The organism is Streptomyces coelicoflavus (genome assembly GCF_045041415.1).
In the GTDB taxonomy this organism is placed as follows: domain Bacteria; phylum Actinomycetota; class Actinomycetes; order Streptomycetales; family Streptomycetaceae; genus Streptomyces; species Streptomyces coelicoflavus.
In genome coordinates this window covers 54,965-68,691 of sequence record NZ_CP108220.1, presented here as the reverse complement: position 1 = coordinate 68,691, position 13,727 = coordinate 54,965, and the positions used below count along the sequence as shown (strand labels likewise).

The window sequence follows — 13,727 nt, the reverse complement described above, 5'->3', positions numbered from 1 at the left end:
CTCCACAGTGCCGGCGAGTGGTCGTGCGACAGCGATCTCAGCGGATGGTCTCCTCCCGCTCGGGCCGCCCCCAGAGGGGAACGGCGTCGAGCGGGTCGTGCTTGCTGGTGTCGATGGTGCCGTCGGGGCGGTTGTAGACGTCGTCGGCGAGGGTGGAGGCCGCCGACCAGTCGCCGGCCGTGTTGCGCTCGGCGAGCGGGACGAGGGCCTCGGCCATGTCGGTGTTCGGTCCCGCGCGCAGGCTGTGGGAGGTGACCTTGAGGCCGTTGACGAGGGCGACACCGGCGGCGGCCGCGCGCGCCTTGACCATCTCGTTGACCGCCCGTCCGGTGAGGAAGAGCCCCCGTACAGTGGCATTCTGACGGCGTTTCAGATTTCCGGTCGTGGTGAGGGCCCGGAACAGCGGCTTGGCCGGCAGGTACGCGGGCTCCCCGTCCACCGGGTTCTGATCCCGCGCGACGGGCTCGCGCAGCTCCCGCAGATCGGCGAGCCAGGCCCGTACCCGGGCGACGGTCCGCAGATCGGCGCGGTCGCGGACGAACCGCCAACGGCCCCTGCCCGTGCGCCGCGTCTTGCTCATCGCGGTCCACACCCACACCCCGTCGGCGTCCACGCGGACGTGCTTGACCAGCAGGTTCGCGACCTCGACGGAGCGGTAGAGCATCCCGTACTGAAGGACGAGCACGGCCGCGTCGCGGCGCCCGATCCGGGTGGTCTCGTCGATCCCGGCGAGCACCTGGACCAGGTACTTCAGGGTGAGTCCGGCCGACCGCTCCGTCTCCCCTCCGGCCGGGATGAACTCCTCCAGCCGGTAGTCCTCGATCATCTCGCGCACGAGGGACGCGTCCGGCCGTTCGCCCTTCGGGTACCAGGAGACGATCCGGGAGCAGTAGGCGAGCAGACTGTCCGGGCTGTACCTGCCGCCGCCGTCCGGCTTGCCCGTCTCCATGAGGTGGCCGAAGTACGCGGCGACGTTCGCCGTGGTGGTCGTGGGCCGGGCGACCCGCCCTTCGTCCCGGCACCACTGCTCGAACCTCGTACGCGTGGAGTCGCGGTTGACCCGGGTGTTGCGCGCGCCGCGCTCGGCGATCCGCTTCTTCACCCGGTCGGGGACGGTGAAGTCCGTTGCGGTGAAGGTGGGTTGGCCGTCGGCACGTGGCGGCAGCTCGCCCTCGGCGAGGACCGTGTGGCGGGTGACGTGAAAGGGGACCGGGGCCGGCATCGGGGGAGTGGCCGGGGCGGCGTCGTCGACCGGGACCGCGGGCAGGAGCCGTTCGTCCTCGCCGACGATCTCGGCGTCGTGGATCTCGCCGTCCGCTCCGTCCGCTCCGGTCGCTTCCGTCGCCGCCACTGCCGACACGCGTGCCCTCCGTCCTGACTGACTGGGTGACTGCCTCTCACTACCTCGTATTCTGCCAGGAATAGGAGGTAAGGATCACCTAACACGCTCACCGTCGCCGAACCCGGCCGAAGCCGAGGACGACCGGGACGGTACGCGCTACCGTGAGCGGGCTCCACGTCTGACCGACCTCTGTCCACGTCTGATGCAACGGAATCCCCTTGAAGATCACCGTCACCGTCGAGGAACCGACCGACGCGTTCCGGACCGAGCTGCTGGAACTGCTCGCCCGGCACGCGGCCGCCGTCGAGGTCGACACCGACTGGACGCCCGTACGGGCCGAGCGCTACTACCGCGCGCTCCCGCCCCGCGCCGCCCGCATCATCCGCGAGGCCGTGCGGCGCGGCGGCTACGTGCCGGCCGATGCCCTCCGCGAGGACGGCAAGGGCCTGCGCGGACACTCCGGCCCTCTGACGACCACGCTCCTCAAAGGCATGACGGAGGGCTGGCTGCCCCAGGGCATCGAGCAGCCCCTGATCTACCACGGCCCCGGCTACGGCCCGGTCGTCGGCTACCAACTCCGCGACGACGTTAGGGACTTGTTCGACCTCGCCGTTGCCAAGGCCCAGCCCTCCGAGAACCCCTGACCACGACCCGCGCGCTCCAAGCGGGCTTGGCCGCCGAGGCCGGAAGCCCGCGCGTTCACGCGAATCCGCCTCAGACGAGGGCGGTGACCATGAGCGTGAAGGCGGCGACGATGACGGCGACGCGGACGTAGTGGTAGCGGTCCCAGCGGTTCATCTGCTCCTTCCAGTCCGCGGGCCGGTTCTCGGGGGTCCACGTCTTGCCCCGGTTGTTGATCGGGACGAGCAGCAGGATCGACATGATCACGCTGACGATCAGCAGCGCGGCGGAGACGACGACGAGCCGGGCGCCGGGGTGGCCCCATTCGGCGACGGCCCAGACCGCGCTGAGGGCGAGCGAGCCGATGTACCAGAACGGCATCAGGGCGCCGAGCATCCGGCCCCCGTGGGAGCGGGCGAGCTGGTCGCTGTCCTCGGGAAGGGCGCTGAAGATCCGGTTCATGACGAAGGCGACCGAGAACTCCACCCCCACCATCAGGCCGACGAGCACGGTGGTGAACACCTCGAGTGCGTTGAGCATGACGACCCCTCCAGGGATCTAGCGCCGCTAGATGACAAGGCAACGCTAGTACTACTGCCGCTCGCTTGTCTAGCAATGCTAGGGTCGGATCATGTCGGTACAAGAACGCAAGCAGCGCGAACGGGCGGAGCGCGAGCGCCTCATCGTGGCGACCGCCCGTGAACTCGCCGAGCAGCAGGGCTGGGACGCGGTCACCACCCGTCGGCTCGCCGAGCGCATCGAGTACAGCCAGCCCGTCCTCTACAGCCACTTCCGCGGCAAGCGGGAGATCATCGGCGCCGTCGCCCTGGAGGGCGCCGCCGAGATGGCCGCGGAGGTGCGTGCCGCGACCTCCGCCGCGGACGGCCCCCGCGGGCGGGTCGCCGCGCTCGCCCGCACCTACCTCGACTTCGCCGCACGCAACCCGGCGGTCTACGACGCCCTGTTCCAGCTCGACGGCGGCCTGCCGTACGCGCGGGAGGACACCCCGGAGCCGCTCAAGGACGCCTTCGCCGCGCTCCTCGAGAGCCTGGGCGAGGTCGCCGGGGACGGTGTCCACCCGGCGCTGTTCACCGAGGTGTTCTGGGCGTCCCTGCACGGCCTCGCGACCCTGACCCGGGCGGGACGCCTGCTGCCGGAGGACGCCGAGCGGAGGGTGGAACTGCTGGTGGACCGGCTCGCCGTGGTCTGACACAGGTCTGACACACCGCCCCGGCGGGCCCGCGCCGGCCGGGGCGGGCGGCGAGGTCCTGAAGGACCTCAGCCGCCGCGTCGCATCTCCTCCTCGAGGAGGGCCCGGAAGGCGCGCGGGGGCCGGCCGGTGACGCGTTGGACGGTGTCGGTGACGCGGTCCTCCGCCCCTGAGGCGATGGCACGGTCCAGGTCGGCCAGCATGGCGGCGAACTCCACCGGCACCTGCGTCGCGAGGCGGTCGCGTATCCGCTCGTGGGGCAGCCGGCGATGGATCACGGCCCGGCCGGTGACCTCGGTGATCACCGCGGCGATGTCGTCGTGGCTGAGTGCCTCGGGTCCGGTGAGGACGAGATCGGTGTTGGGGGCCTGCCCGTCGGTCAGGGCGCGGACGGCGACGGCCGCGATGTCCTCGGCGTCGACGAAGCCGACGCGTCCGCCTTCGGCGGCGGTCCGGATGACGCCCTCGTCGCGGATGCTCCGGGCGTGGGCGTGCGTGCCGGTGAAGTTCTGCATGAACCACGAGGGCCGCAGTACCGCCCACTGTTCGAACAGACCGGGCAGGGCCTGGTGCACCGCTCCCACCGCCGGGCCGCCCTCGGGGATGGCCGAGGAGCTCAGCAGCACCGCGCGGTGCACGCCGGCCGTGCGGGCCTGCCGGAGGAACGGCAGCATGGCCGCCGCGGGGTCGGAGTCGCCCACGGGCGGTACGAGGTAGACGCGGTCGACGCCGTCGAGGGCGGCCGCGTGGGTGGCGGGGACGTGCCAGTCGAAGGGGACCGGCTCGGCGCCGGCGACCGGGGTGGCCCGGCGGCCGGCGGCTCTGACACGGTGGCCCGCGGCCGTCAGCCGTGCGGCGGTGCGGCTTCCGGTGGTGCCGGTGGCGCCGATGACCAGCGTGGTGCCGGTAGTGCCGGTGGTGGTCATCGGCTGCTCCCGGTGAAGTCGGCGCCGGGCTGCTGGACGGCGAGGGGGTTCCAGTAGTCGCGGTAGGAGGTGATGTGTCCGTCCCGAACGGTCACGACGGCGATGTAGGTCATGTCGTAGGGGGCGCCGCTCTCCACCAGGCGGCCGACGCCGCGCATCTCGGCCACGATGGTCTGCGGATCGGTGGTCCCGTGGATCCGCAGGTCGGGGAAGTCGTGCAGGTCGATGTGGTCGGGGTAGTGGCGCATATAGGCGGCGACGGCCTCCCTGCCCTCCAGGCGCCTGGGCCAGCCCTCGGGGGCGAAGGGGAACTCCATGAGGCCGTCCTCGGCCCACAGGGCGACCCACGCGGAGATGTCCTTGTCGAGCAGCAGTCGCAGGCTGTGGCGGTACAGATCCGCCGGGGAAGTCGGTGCGGACATGGGTATCCTCCAGTCAAAGAATCCGGACCCAGGGTCCGTTTCGACAATACGGACCGCCGGTCCGTTTTACAAACGGAAGGAGCGGCGTGCCCGAACGCCAGTCGTCCCGCAAGGACGCCATCCGCAACCGGAAGGCCGTGCTCGCGGCCGCCGACGCCCTCTTCGCCCGCCGGGAGAGCCCCGAGGACGTCACCATGGCCGACGTCGCGGCCGCTGCCGGAGTCGGCAAGGGCACCCTCTTCCGGGCCTTCGGCGATCGCGCCGGGCTGCTGCGCGCGCTGTACGAGTCACGGCTCGAACCGGTCGGGCAGGCCATCGAGACCGGCCCGCCGCCCCTGGGGCCCGCGACCCCGCCGCGGGAGCGCGTACCCGCCCTGCTCGACGCCGTCCTGTGCTTCAAGCTCGACAACCGGCGCCTCGCGCTGGCCCTGGAGGAGGACGGGAGCGGCAGCCCGTACCGGGCGGAGCACTACGAGCGGTGGCACGGCCTGCTCCGCGCCGTACTGGAGCAGATCCCCGGCCTGACCGACAGCGGCTTCACCGCCCACGCCCTGCTGGCGGCCACACGAGCCGACCTCGTCGAACACCTGGCCCGGGAAGAGCACCTGGCGCGGGAAGAGCACCTGGCGCGGGAAAGCATGCGGCAGCAGCTGGCGCACTTCGTCACCAGAGTCCTGGCCTCCGGCCCGCCCCCGCAAGACCCGGCCGACGAGGAGTGACCAATGAGCAGTGACCGAGGGCTGGGCGAATCCCCGACCGGCATGACCGCGCCGCCCATGTCGGACCGGGCCCTCCCGTTCCGTTCTACCGGCGGTAGAATCGACCCCATGAGCAAGCCGACGAGCATCAAGACCAGCGAGGACGTCCGCGACCGGCTGCGGGTCCTCGCCGAGGAGCGGGGTACGACCATCACCGAGCTGCTGGAAGAGCTGGCCTCCCGCGAGCTCACCCGGGCGGAACGGGACGAGCGCGCCGCCGAGGCGGCCCGTGAGCTGGGAGTGGAGTACAGCGACCAGGTCCAGCAGGCCGGCCGGGCCGCCTGGGCGAGGATCCGCGCCCACCAGGGCGGCGCCGCCGCGTGAACCTGACGGCCGTCCTGGACCACACCGCCCTGGCCGCCCTGTACCGGGCGGACCCCTTCTTCACCGGCCTCTACATCGAGGCCTCACGCGGCACGGGCCGCGTCATCGTCCCGTCGCTGGCCGTCGTGGCCGCCGAGCGGCGCGTCGCAGGGGCCGGTACCCACGCGGCCTCCCTGCGGTACGCGGAGAGCGCCCCGTTCACCGCCGCGCACGCCACCGAGGCGATGAGCTGGCCCGACGTCGACTGGCCCGTCGCCCACGCAGCGGCGATCGCCTGGAACGCCGTCAAGGCGGGCGACCCCCTCACCGTCCTGTCCCTCGAGCCCGACCTGTACACGGGCACCGGGATCACCCCGCTGAACCCCACCTGAGCGCCACCGGCCGTGCCCTCCGGCGACGGCCCTCACCCGGCGTCCTCCGGAGCGCCGTAGGAGAACCTGTACCCGGCGAAGTCGCCGACGTGGACGTACCCCAGGCGCCGGTAGAGGGCGTTGCTGGTGGCGTTGTCCGGGTCGGTGAACAGGACCACGTCCGTCGCCCCCGCGGCCTGTGCGGCCCTGCTCGCCTCGAACGTCACGGCGCCCGCGTACCCGCGCCCCCGGAGGCGGGCCGGGGTGTAGACGGGGTCCACCCGGACCATGCCGCCGACGACCGGGGTCGAGGCGGCCATCGACACGGGGGTGCCGTCCGGGGTCTCCCAGAACGTGAAGTGCCGGTCGCCGAAGCGCGAGTCCTCGAAGGAACCGGCGTCGATCAGGCCGAGGGAGTGCCGCTCCCCGACGTCGACGCAGAACTCACGGCACCAGCGGACGACTTGCCCGCGGTCCTCTCCGGTGGTGAGGCGGCCCCCGGCCCCCGGGGCGCGGCCGCGGCGGGGTGAGCGTGCCGAGGCGATAGAGATGGGTCCGCCAGAACGGCACCGACGGCACCCCCGTGTGCCGCTGCCACGCCTTCGCGAACGCGCCGGCGGTGGCGTGGTCCGCGATGACGTGGGCGGGCGCGTGCCCGAGGGAGGCCAGGCGGGCAGCAAGGGTTCCGGTCTGCTCGGCGGACAGGGGCGTGAGGCCCAGACGCCCCGGGGGAGTGAGGTAGAAGACGGCGCGGACCCCGCCCTCCGACTCCAGCCGGCCGAAGACGGCGGTGCCCGCGTGCCGACCGGCCGCACCGTCGCTCGTCCGCAGCTTCTCGAGGTCCGTCAGCGGCGTGTTGTGCAGGGCGGCGCGCGAGCGGAGGAAGTCCCCGGCCCGGGCGAGGAAGTCGTCGACGTCTTGGGTGAGGTGCCACTCGTCCGGAAGCATCCTTCATGATCCCGGACGGTCGCGTCCCCGGGGGCTGCTCGGCGGGCCGGGAAACACCACGCCGCCCACCACCAGCAAGACGATGCGCTCCCCCGACACCCTGCTGGGGGAGCGCATCTCCGCGTAACCGCTTGCGTAAACCATTGGTGCCCGGCCTGCTCCGCTGATGGAATGACGCCCTACCGTGAGCCTGCCGCGTGACGGAGGTAGTGGTTGTGACGGGTTATGGCGTGCTTGCCGAGGTGTACGAATGGCTCATCTCGGATGCGAAGTTGCCTCCGGCCGACTTCGCTGCGTCGTTCGACGACGTCCTCAATCTCCTTCCGCCGAACGCTCACGTCCTCGACTGTTCGTGCGGAACCGGACAGCTGGCGGTTGGCCTCGCCGGTCGTGGCATGCAGGTCGTCGCAACTGACGCCAGCGAGGTGATGGTGCGCCGGACTGCGGAGTTGTCCGAGGAGTTCGGGGCATCCGTCCGGACCGTACGGGCGAGCTGGGAAGAGTTGCCCGACCATTTTCAGGACAACACGTTCGACCTGGTCTTCTGCGTTGGCAACTCGCTCCACCATGCCACGGGCGCGACAGGCAGGGGTGCTGCTCTTGAGTCGATGTCACGGCTTTTGCGCCCTGGCGGGCGCTTGGTACTCACATCCCGCACTTGGGAACTCGTGAGGGCCCGAGGTTCCCGGCTGGAGATCAGTGACCGACTCGTCCGCCGGAACGGTCGCGATGCCGTCGTGGTCTACCGCTGGGAGATTGCTCCGCACTGGGAGGAGGAGCACCATATCGAGATCGCGATCGCGCAAGTTGATGCGACCGGGTTGGTTCTTGTCCGCTCGGAACTGCTGTCCTGCTGGCCCTACCGGTACGAGGAACTCGAAGTCGAGCTGCACCGGGTCGGACTACGGACGGAACTGAGCACGTTCGATCTCGAGGCCGAGAACTACACGGTGGTCGCGAGCAAGGTGCAAACACCGGACTGAACCCGTCGTCTTCGAGGAGAACCCCGGGCCCCTCCAGCCGTTCGCAGCGCCCGAAGTTCCGCGAACTGCTCACTTACGCGCGACCGGGCGACACCGTGCACATCTCCGCGATGCTCCGCCTCGTACGCGGCACCGGACACATCCTCGGCAACAAGGGCGGACGCCGCCCTGCCGTGCCGACCGACCCTGGTGATGAGTTCTCGCGACCGCAGCCGTCACATGTACGACCGGACAGGGTGGGACGGAAGACGGAAGGATGACGCGATGAGCGCGGGCACCATGCTGGAGGAGCCGGGTATGAGCGGGCCGGGTATGAGCGGGCCGGATGCGCGCGGTCTGGGCGAGGCCGACGAGTCGAAGTTCTCGGGGCTGGCCGAGCGGCACCGGCGGGAGCTGCACGTGCACTGCTACCGGATGCTCGGGTCGTTCGAGGACGCCGAGGACACCGTGCAGGAGACCTTCCTGCGTGCCTGGCGTCGGCGGGAGACCTTCCAGGGGCGGTCGACGTTCCGGGCCTGGCTCTACCGGATCGCCACCAACGCCTGCCTGGACCTGCTGGCCAAGCGCCGCCCCGAGCCCGCGACCGGCGGCGAGGCGCGGTGGCTGCAGCCGTACCCGGACCGGCTGCTCGACGAACTGCCCGCGGGCGGCGCGGACGAGCCGGAGGCCGTCGCCGTCGCGCGGGAGACGATCGAGCTGGCGTACCTGGTCGCGGTCCAGCACCTCGCGCCGCGCCCGCGGGCCGTGCTGATCCTGCGGGACGTGCTCGGCTGGCCGGCGAAGGACGTCGCGGAACTCCTCGGCGACTCCGTCAACTCCGTGAACAGCGCGTTGCAACGCGCCCGGGCCGGGATGCGCGAACACCTGCCCGCGGAGCGGCAGGACTGGACCGGCGGAGACGAGGACGCCACCATGCGCGAGCTGGTGCACCGCTACACCGAGGCCAGCGTGGCCACGGACGTCAAGGCGCTCGCCTCGATGCTGCGGGACGACGTCCGCTTCTCGATGCCGCCCACGCCCGGCCTGCACGTCGGCCGCGACGCGGTGGTGGACTTCCTGGTCGAGAGCGGCTTCGAGGGCATGACCGGCCTGCGCGCCGTTCCCACCTCGGTGAACCGGCAGCCCGCCCTGGCCTTCTACCTCTGGCAGCGGTCCGAGGGCGCGTACCTGCCGCTGACGATCGACGTCCTGCGCGTTACCGGCGGGGCGATCACCGAGATCACCACGTTCCACGCCGACCGGTTCCCGCGGCTCGGACTGCCGGAGCGCCTGCCGGGCGTCGGCACCGAGTAGCCCGGTGCCGGCGCTCGCGCTGCGACCGAGTAGCCCGGTGCCGGCGCTCGCGCTGCGCGCCGGCGCACGCATCGCCGTGATCGCGGGAGACGGGAGAACGGCACCTCACTGCCCTCGCTGCCCTCACCGCCCCGCGGCCGGCTGACCCGGCATCACCGGTTGCGCCTCGACGGCCTCGCCCGACCCTGCCGGCACGCCGGTGCCGCCGCGCTGTCTTCCTCCGAGCAGCACCAGGCAGAGCCCGGCCAGAGTCCAGGCGCCGAGCGTGAGCGCCGGTCCACTCGCCGCGTTGCCGTCGAAGAAGGCGACCGAGCGCAGGAGTTGTCCGCCCGAGCCCACGGGCAGCCACTGGCCCAGCATGCCGACCGGCTCCGGCAGCATCTCGGGTGCGGAGGTGACGCCGGAGAACGGGTTGCCGAGGAAGACGTTGAGCACGGCTCCCAGGCCGATCCCGGCGGTGCCGAGCACGGCAGCGCACCCGGCCACCACCGCGCTGCCCGCCAGTGCCGTCAGTGCGAAGGCCCCGGCCTCCGCCCACCAGGTGCCGCCGAGGACGCCGAGCCAGCTGTCCGTGATCGCGGCGCCGACGAGGCCGATGCCGCATGCCGCACCGGCGAGGGCGACGACGGCACGCGAACCGCGCAGTCCCAGCAGGGTGACGCCGGCGCCGGCGATCACACCGGCCAGGGCCAGCGGCAGCACGCTGGAGCCGAACGCCGAGCCGCGCGGGTCCTCCTCCGGCGCCGCCACCACGTCATCGACGACGGGCTTCGCACCGGAGGGGGCGTTTTCCGCCGCGGCCGCGGTGAGCAGCTGGGCGACCACCGGGCTCGCGGCACTCGCGGTCAGCACCTTCGGACCCTCGGGAGTGACCACGAAGGCACCGTAGACGTCTCGCTCCTCGATGGCCGTACGGGCCGCGTCCTCGGTGGCGTAGGTGGTCACATCGAAGGCGCCCCCGCGCTCACCGAGCCGCTGCGCGAGCTGCGCGGTGGCGTTCGGCGGGCCGGCCACCCCGACCGGCAACTCGCGTGGCTGGAGGCGGGCGTTCGGCCAGACGAAGGCCATGACGGCGAGAGCACGACGCGGGCCTTCCGTGCGGCATCCCGAAGAAGAAGGATCGTTCGTTTTACGCATGCCGCCACCGTCCTCCAGGCCGCGCCCTTGCCAAGAAGGAACGTTCGCTTTACGTTGGCGTCATGGCACGCGTATCCCAGACCCACCTCGACGCGAGGCGCCGGCAGATCCTGGACGGCGCCAAGCGCAGCTTCACCCGCAACGGCTTCCACGCCACATCCATGCAGGACGTGCTGACGGAGGCCGGCCTGTCCGCCGGCGCCGTGTACCGCTACTTCAGCGGCAAGGACGAACTCATCGAAGCCGTCGCCTCAGAGGCTTTCGCGGAGGTCAGCGCGGCGTTCGAGACGGCCGCGCACGGCGCACCGCTACGGCCGCTGCACGAGGTTCTCACCGGGGTACTCGATGCCGCCCTCCAGAAGCAGAGCGAGCAGGCAGGCGCCACCGACCCGCAGGCATTCCCCCGCCTGGTGATCCAGGTCTGGGGCGAGGCCGCACGCAACGAAGCCCTGCGCAACGCCCTCAACGACGGGTACAGCCGGATGCGTGGCATCTGGAGCGAGCTGATCAAGGACTACCAGGAGGCGGGACAGCTGCGCACCGACGTCCCGGCGGATCACATCGTGCGTACGCTGCTGGCAGTGATCCAGGGCTTCATCATCCAGCGGGCCCTGTTCCACGAGGACGCCGGCGAGGCCATCAGCGACGGCCTGCGGGCACTGACGACCATGCAGGCCAAGGGGTGACTTACCTCATCACCGTCGGCGATCACAGCCGTCACCAGCAGGCCACACCCGCCAACAGGCGTCACATCCTCACAGCCGGGCTTGATCGAGCACCTGGTGCATCGTCACGACGGGAAGCGTCCGGTTCGCGGCCGCCCCGGAGACGACGGCTGACTCGTCGGCCTCGAGGAGAGTGATCAGCCGGTCGGTCGGGATCGACGGGTTGGTCGCGGCTCGACGTCGCACGTAGTCGGTGCCGTCGGCCAGCAACGCCTCGATCGCGTCGATCGCAAGCCCGGGATGTGCTGCGGTGACGACCCGGTCGCGCGGGTCGTCGGAGCGGGCCAGGGCAGTGGCGGCATCGGCGGGAAAGTTCTTGTGGGCGAGCATGTCCCAGCGGCTGTAGCCCTTCCAGTCGGCAGCGATGTGTGCCAGCAGCCGGCCGGGTGCGTTCGGCTGGCGTTCGCACACGAACAGCCGTACGGCGAAGCTCTCGTCGGCGGCGAGGATCCCGACGGCCTCGTCGGACAGATCGGTGCGCATGGCCAGCGTCTTGCGGAAGGCTTGGTGGCGGCTTCGCGCGAAGGCGAGCTGATCGGGTTCGGACAGGTCTTCGGTCAGCAGCCACGCGACGGTGTTGCCGCTGCTGCGGTCGTCGTACTCGACCGATACCGATTCACGCAGCACCGGGTCGAGGCCGCGGCGTGCGACGACTGCCGCGCGGACCTGGTTGTCGGGATCGTGTGCCAGAGCCGCGACATGCCCGGGGTCGAGTGTCGGATTGGCCGCAACGGCGGCGCGCAGCTGCGGGTCCGTCAGGAAGCGGCCGGTCAGGTCTGCGCCCAGGTTGGCGTCCAGGTCGACGGTCGCGGCGATCTGTCGCAGGAGCCCCGCGCTGTTCGCCGGGTCTGCGGAGGAGTCGATGTCGGCGAGCATGCCACGGACGGCCTCGATGGGAAGCGGACCGTCCAGACGGTGCAGGAGCAGCTCCCGGCTGAAGGCTCCCGTGGTCCGCGAAAGGAGTTCGCCGATCCGGGCGGTCGGCGCGGGGTTCCACTCGGCGGCGGCGATGGCGGCCGTTCGCGCATCGTCGTCGTCGAGCATCCTGGCCCGAATGCCGTCGGGCAGGCGGCGGTTGAACGCCAGGGCTCGGCGGACCCTGGGCTGCGGGTCCCGGGCCAGTAGTTCGTAGACCTCGTGTGACAACGGCCCCGGGAGGTGATGTGCGTGCAGGCCGACGCTGGTGAAGTACGCGGCACCTTCCGCCAGTCGGCCGCGCACCCGCGCGTCGACGTCTCGGGCGAGGACGATCTGGACCTCGGCCGGGAGACTCGGATGCGCAGCCAGCTCCGACCGCACCCGCGCATCCTCGTCGTCGGCAAGGATCACCGCGGCCTGCACGGGCAGGTCACGGCGCCGGGCGAGCTCGGTGCGATCGATGTCCGCCGTCGCGAGGCGCACAAGAGCCTCTGGTGGTGCGGAGGGATTGCCTGCCAGGCCGCGCAGCAACGCGCCCAGGTTCCGCTGCATGACGACAGGATGTTCGAAGGGGGCGGGCACCGACCCATGGTGCCAGGCCGCCTGTCGGTTCGATGTAGAACACGATGCCCGAGGCCGTCCCGGGTGAGGGGCCGGCCGACCGTCCGGGAGGATGCTTCATGGCCGTTCGGCACCCGGGGGGACCAGGATGAGACACCCAGACATGTCGCGTGCTGCGCGTCTGACGGCCCACGCGGCCGTCTCCGCATCGCTCGCCTCGTACAGCGACCACGCCCTGCACGAGCTTTTGGGCAGGGCCGCACCGGTCGGTTCCGGCATCGGCGGCAAGTCGGTCCTGGTGGACGTCGCCGGCACCCCGGTCTTCGTGAAGCGGGTGCCCCTCACCGACCTGGAGCGGCGCCCCGAACACGTCCGGTCCACGGCGAACCTGTTCGATCTGCCGCTCTTCTGCCACTACGGCGTCGGTGCCCTCGGTGGGCCGGGCTTCGGAGTGTGGCGCGAGCTCGCGGCGCACGTCATGACGACGGACTGGGTGCTCGCGGCGGAACACGAGGGCTTCCCGCTGATGTACCACTGGCGTGTGCTGCCGGACTCGACGCCGCTGCCCGCGGAACTGGCCGACGTCGAACGGGCCGTCGCCTACTGGGGCGGTGCGCCGCAGGTGCGCGGGCGGATCCACGCCCTTCGGCGGGCCTCGGCGAGCGTCGCGCTCTTCCTGGAGTACATCCCGCAGAACCTGCACCAGTGGCTCGGTGCCCGGGTCGAGGCGGGAGGCGAGAGCATCGACCGGGCGTCCGTCATGGTGGAGTCGGCGCTGGAGGACGGCACTTCGTTCATGAACGGCCGCGGGCTGCTGCACTTCGACGCCCACTTCGAGAACATCCTGACCGATGGCCGGCGCCTCTACTTCGCGGACTTCGGCCTCGCCGTGTCGTCCGGCTTCGACCTGTCACCGGAGGAGACCGACTTCTTCGGCCGGCATCGGAGCTACGACCGCTCGTACACCGCGATGTACCTGGTCAACTGGCTCGTCACCGCTCTGCACGGCTGTCCGGTGCAGGACCGGGAGGGCCGTTACGCCCTGGTGCGGGCCTACGCCGAGGGCCGGCGCCCCGCACACCCCGCGGGCCTGCCGGAAGCGACCGCGGAGGTCATCGCCCGCAACGCTCCGGTCGCTGCTGCGATGTCCGACTTCGTCGACCGGTTCCGGGGGAGCAGCAGGCGGACTCCGTACCCGTGTTGAACGGG

At 71.4% G+C, this 13,727-nt stretch carries 15 protein-coding genes and 1 pseudogene; 9 read left to right on the top strand and 7 right to left on the bottom strand.

The features are described 5' to 3' along the window. Positions 1–37: 37 nt before the first annotated feature. Positions 38–1,360 carry a hypothetical protein gene (locus OHA99_RS37455; RefSeq protein ID WP_331723840.1) on the bottom strand — a complete coding sequence of 441 codons (1,323 nt, stop codon included), beginning with the start codon at positions 1,358–1,360 and terminating at the stop codon, positions 38–40. Between the two features lie 200 nt (positions 1,361–1,560). On the opposite strand from OHA99_RS37455, the gene OHA99_RS37450 reads away from it, so the two are divergent. Next, on the top strand, positions 1,561–1,986 hold the full coding sequence (locus OHA99_RS37450; protein WP_331723839.1) for a hypothetical protein: 426 nt from the start codon (positions 1,561–1,563) through the stop codon (positions 1,984–1,986). Between the two features lie 70 nt (positions 1,987–2,056). Here OHA99_RS37450 and OHA99_RS37445 read toward each other — a convergent pair whose 3' ends face one another. Then, entirely contained in the window at positions 2,057–2,503 is a 447-nt protein-coding gene (locus OHA99_RS37445; protein ID WP_153182494.1) for a DUF1772 domain-containing protein, read from the bottom strand. Between the two features lie 91 nt (positions 2,504–2,594). Between OHA99_RS37445 and OHA99_RS37440 the strand changes: the two genes are divergently transcribed. After that, positions 2,595–3,173 (top strand): TetR/AcrR family transcriptional regulator, encoded by a 579-nt coding sequence (locus OHA99_RS37440; RefSeq protein WP_153182495.1) that lies wholly within the window; start codon positions 2,595–2,597, stop codon positions 3,171–3,173. Between the two features lie 68 nt (positions 3,174–3,241). Here the strand turns inward: OHA99_RS37440 and OHA99_RS37435 are convergent, their stop codons facing one another. Continuing rightward, positions 3,242–4,099, bottom strand: coding sequence for an NAD(P)H-binding protein (locus OHA99_RS37435; protein WP_331723894.1), 858 nt, complete (start codon positions 4,097–4,099; stop codon positions 3,242–3,244). Beyond that, positions 4,096–4,521, bottom strand: a complete 426-nt coding sequence (locus tag OHA99_RS37430) for a nuclear transport factor 2 family protein (RefSeq protein WP_153182497.1) — start codon at positions 4,519–4,521, stop codon at positions 4,096–4,098. Before OHA99_RS37430 ends, OHA99_RS37435 begins: the two co-directional genes overlap by 4 nt. Positions 4,522–4,607: 86 nt before the next feature. Between OHA99_RS37430 and OHA99_RS37425 the strand changes: the two genes are divergently transcribed. From OHA99_RS37425 to OHA99_RS37415, 3 genes are all read left to right on the top strand, one after another. Then, positions 4,608–5,240 (top strand): TetR family transcriptional regulator, encoded by a 633-nt coding sequence (locus OHA99_RS37425; RefSeq protein ID WP_331723893.1) that lies wholly within the window; start codon positions 4,608–4,610, stop codon positions 5,238–5,240. A gap of 108 nt (positions 5,241–5,348) precedes the next feature. Next, a complete protein-coding gene (locus tag OHA99_RS37420) occupies positions 5,349–5,603 on the top strand; it encodes a hypothetical protein (protein ID WP_007387448.1) in 255 nt (84 codons plus the stop codon). Then, positions 5,600–5,974, top strand: coding sequence for a PIN domain-containing protein (locus OHA99_RS37415; protein ID WP_194280402.1), 375 nt, complete (start codon positions 5,600–5,602; stop codon positions 5,972–5,974). The genes OHA99_RS37420 and OHA99_RS37415 overlap by 4 nt, the downstream gene beginning before the upstream one ends. A gap of 32 nt (positions 5,975–6,006) precedes the next feature. On the opposite strand, the pseudogene OHA99_RS37410 reads toward OHA99_RS37415, so the two are convergent. Continuing rightward, positions 6,007–6,901, bottom strand: a pseudogene (locus OHA99_RS37410) (GNAT family N-acetyltransferase). A gap of 215 nt (positions 6,902–7,116) precedes the next feature. On the opposite strand from OHA99_RS37410, the gene OHA99_RS37405 reads away from it, so the two are divergent. Then, positions 7,117–7,884, top strand: a complete 768-nt coding sequence (locus tag OHA99_RS37405; RefSeq protein ID WP_331723896.1) for a class I SAM-dependent methyltransferase — start codon at positions 7,117–7,119, stop codon at positions 7,882–7,884. A 264-nt stretch (positions 7,885–8,148) separates the two neighbouring features. Continuing rightward, complete coding sequence (locus OHA99_RS37400) at positions 8,149–9,177, top strand: RNA polymerase subunit sigma-70 (RefSeq protein WP_331723892.1); 1,029 nt, start codon at positions 8,149–8,151, stop codon at positions 9,175–9,177. Between the two features lie 123 nt (positions 9,178–9,300). Here the strand turns inward: OHA99_RS37400 and OHA99_RS37395 are convergent, their stop codons facing one another. Beyond that, positions 9,301–10,314: an ABC transporter permease gene (locus OHA99_RS37395; protein WP_405699203.1), complete on the bottom strand. Its 1,014-nt coding sequence runs from the start codon at positions 10,312–10,314 to the stop codon at positions 9,301–9,303. Positions 10,315–10,376: 62 nt separating this feature from the next. On the opposite strand from OHA99_RS37395, the gene OHA99_RS37390 reads away from it, so the two are divergent. Then, positions 10,377–11,000, top strand: a complete 624-nt coding sequence (locus tag OHA99_RS37390; RefSeq protein ID WP_331723891.1) for a TetR/AcrR family transcriptional regulator — start codon at positions 10,377–10,379, stop codon at positions 10,998–11,000. A 69-nt stretch (positions 11,001–11,069) separates the two neighbouring features. Here the strand turns inward: OHA99_RS37390 and OHA99_RS37385 are convergent, their stop codons facing one another. After that, entirely contained in the window at positions 11,070–12,509 is a 1,440-nt protein-coding gene (locus OHA99_RS37385) for a hypothetical protein (protein WP_331723890.1), read from the bottom strand. A gap of 172 nt (positions 12,510–12,681) precedes the next feature. Here OHA99_RS37385 and OHA99_RS37380 point away from each other — a divergent pair, with 172 nt between their 5' ends. After that, positions 12,682–13,722, top strand: a complete 1,041-nt coding sequence (locus OHA99_RS37380; RefSeq protein ID WP_331723889.1) for a protein kinase family protein — start codon at positions 12,682–12,684, stop codon at positions 13,720–13,722. Positions 13,723–13,727: the final 5 nt, after the last annotated feature.

Coding starts and splice junctions, on each gene's coding strand:
- OHA99_RS37445 (WP_153182494.1), bottom strand. CDS start 2,503: ATGCTCAACGCACTCGAGGTGTTCACCACCGTGCTCGTCGGCCTGATG.
- OHA99_RS37440 (WP_153182495.1), top strand. CDS start 2,595: ATGTCGGTACAAGAACGCAAGCAGCGCGAACGGGCGGAGCGCGAGCGC.
- OHA99_RS37435 (WP_331723894.1), bottom strand. CDS start 4,099: ATGACCACCACCGGCACTACCGGCACCACGCTGGTCATCGGCGCCACC.
- OHA99_RS37430 (WP_153182497.1), bottom strand. CDS start 4,521: ATGTCCGCACCGACTTCCCCGGCGGATCTGTACCGCCACAGCCTGCGA.
- OHA99_RS37420 (WP_007387448.1), top strand. CDS start 5,349: ATGAGCAAGCCGACGAGCATCAAGACCAGCGAGGACGTCCGCGACCGG.
- OHA99_RS37400 (WP_331723892.1), top strand. CDS start 8,149: ATGAGCGCGGGCACCATGCTGGAGGAGCCGGGTATGAGCGGGCCGGGT.
- OHA99_RS37395 (WP_405699203.1), bottom strand. CDS start 10,314: ATGCGTAAAACGAACGATCCTTCTTCTTCGGGATGCCGCACGGAAGGC.
- OHA99_RS37390 (WP_331723891.1), top strand. CDS start 10,377: ATGGCACGCGTATCCCAGACCCACCTCGACGCGAGGCGCCGGCAGATC.
- OHA99_RS37385 (WP_331723890.1), bottom strand. CDS start 12,509: ATGCAGCGGAACCTGGGCGCGTTGCTGCGCGGCCTGGCAGGCAATCCC.
- OHA99_RS37380 (WP_331723889.1), top strand. CDS start 12,682: ATGTCGCGTGCTGCGCGTCTGACGGCCCACGCGGCCGTCTCCGCATCG.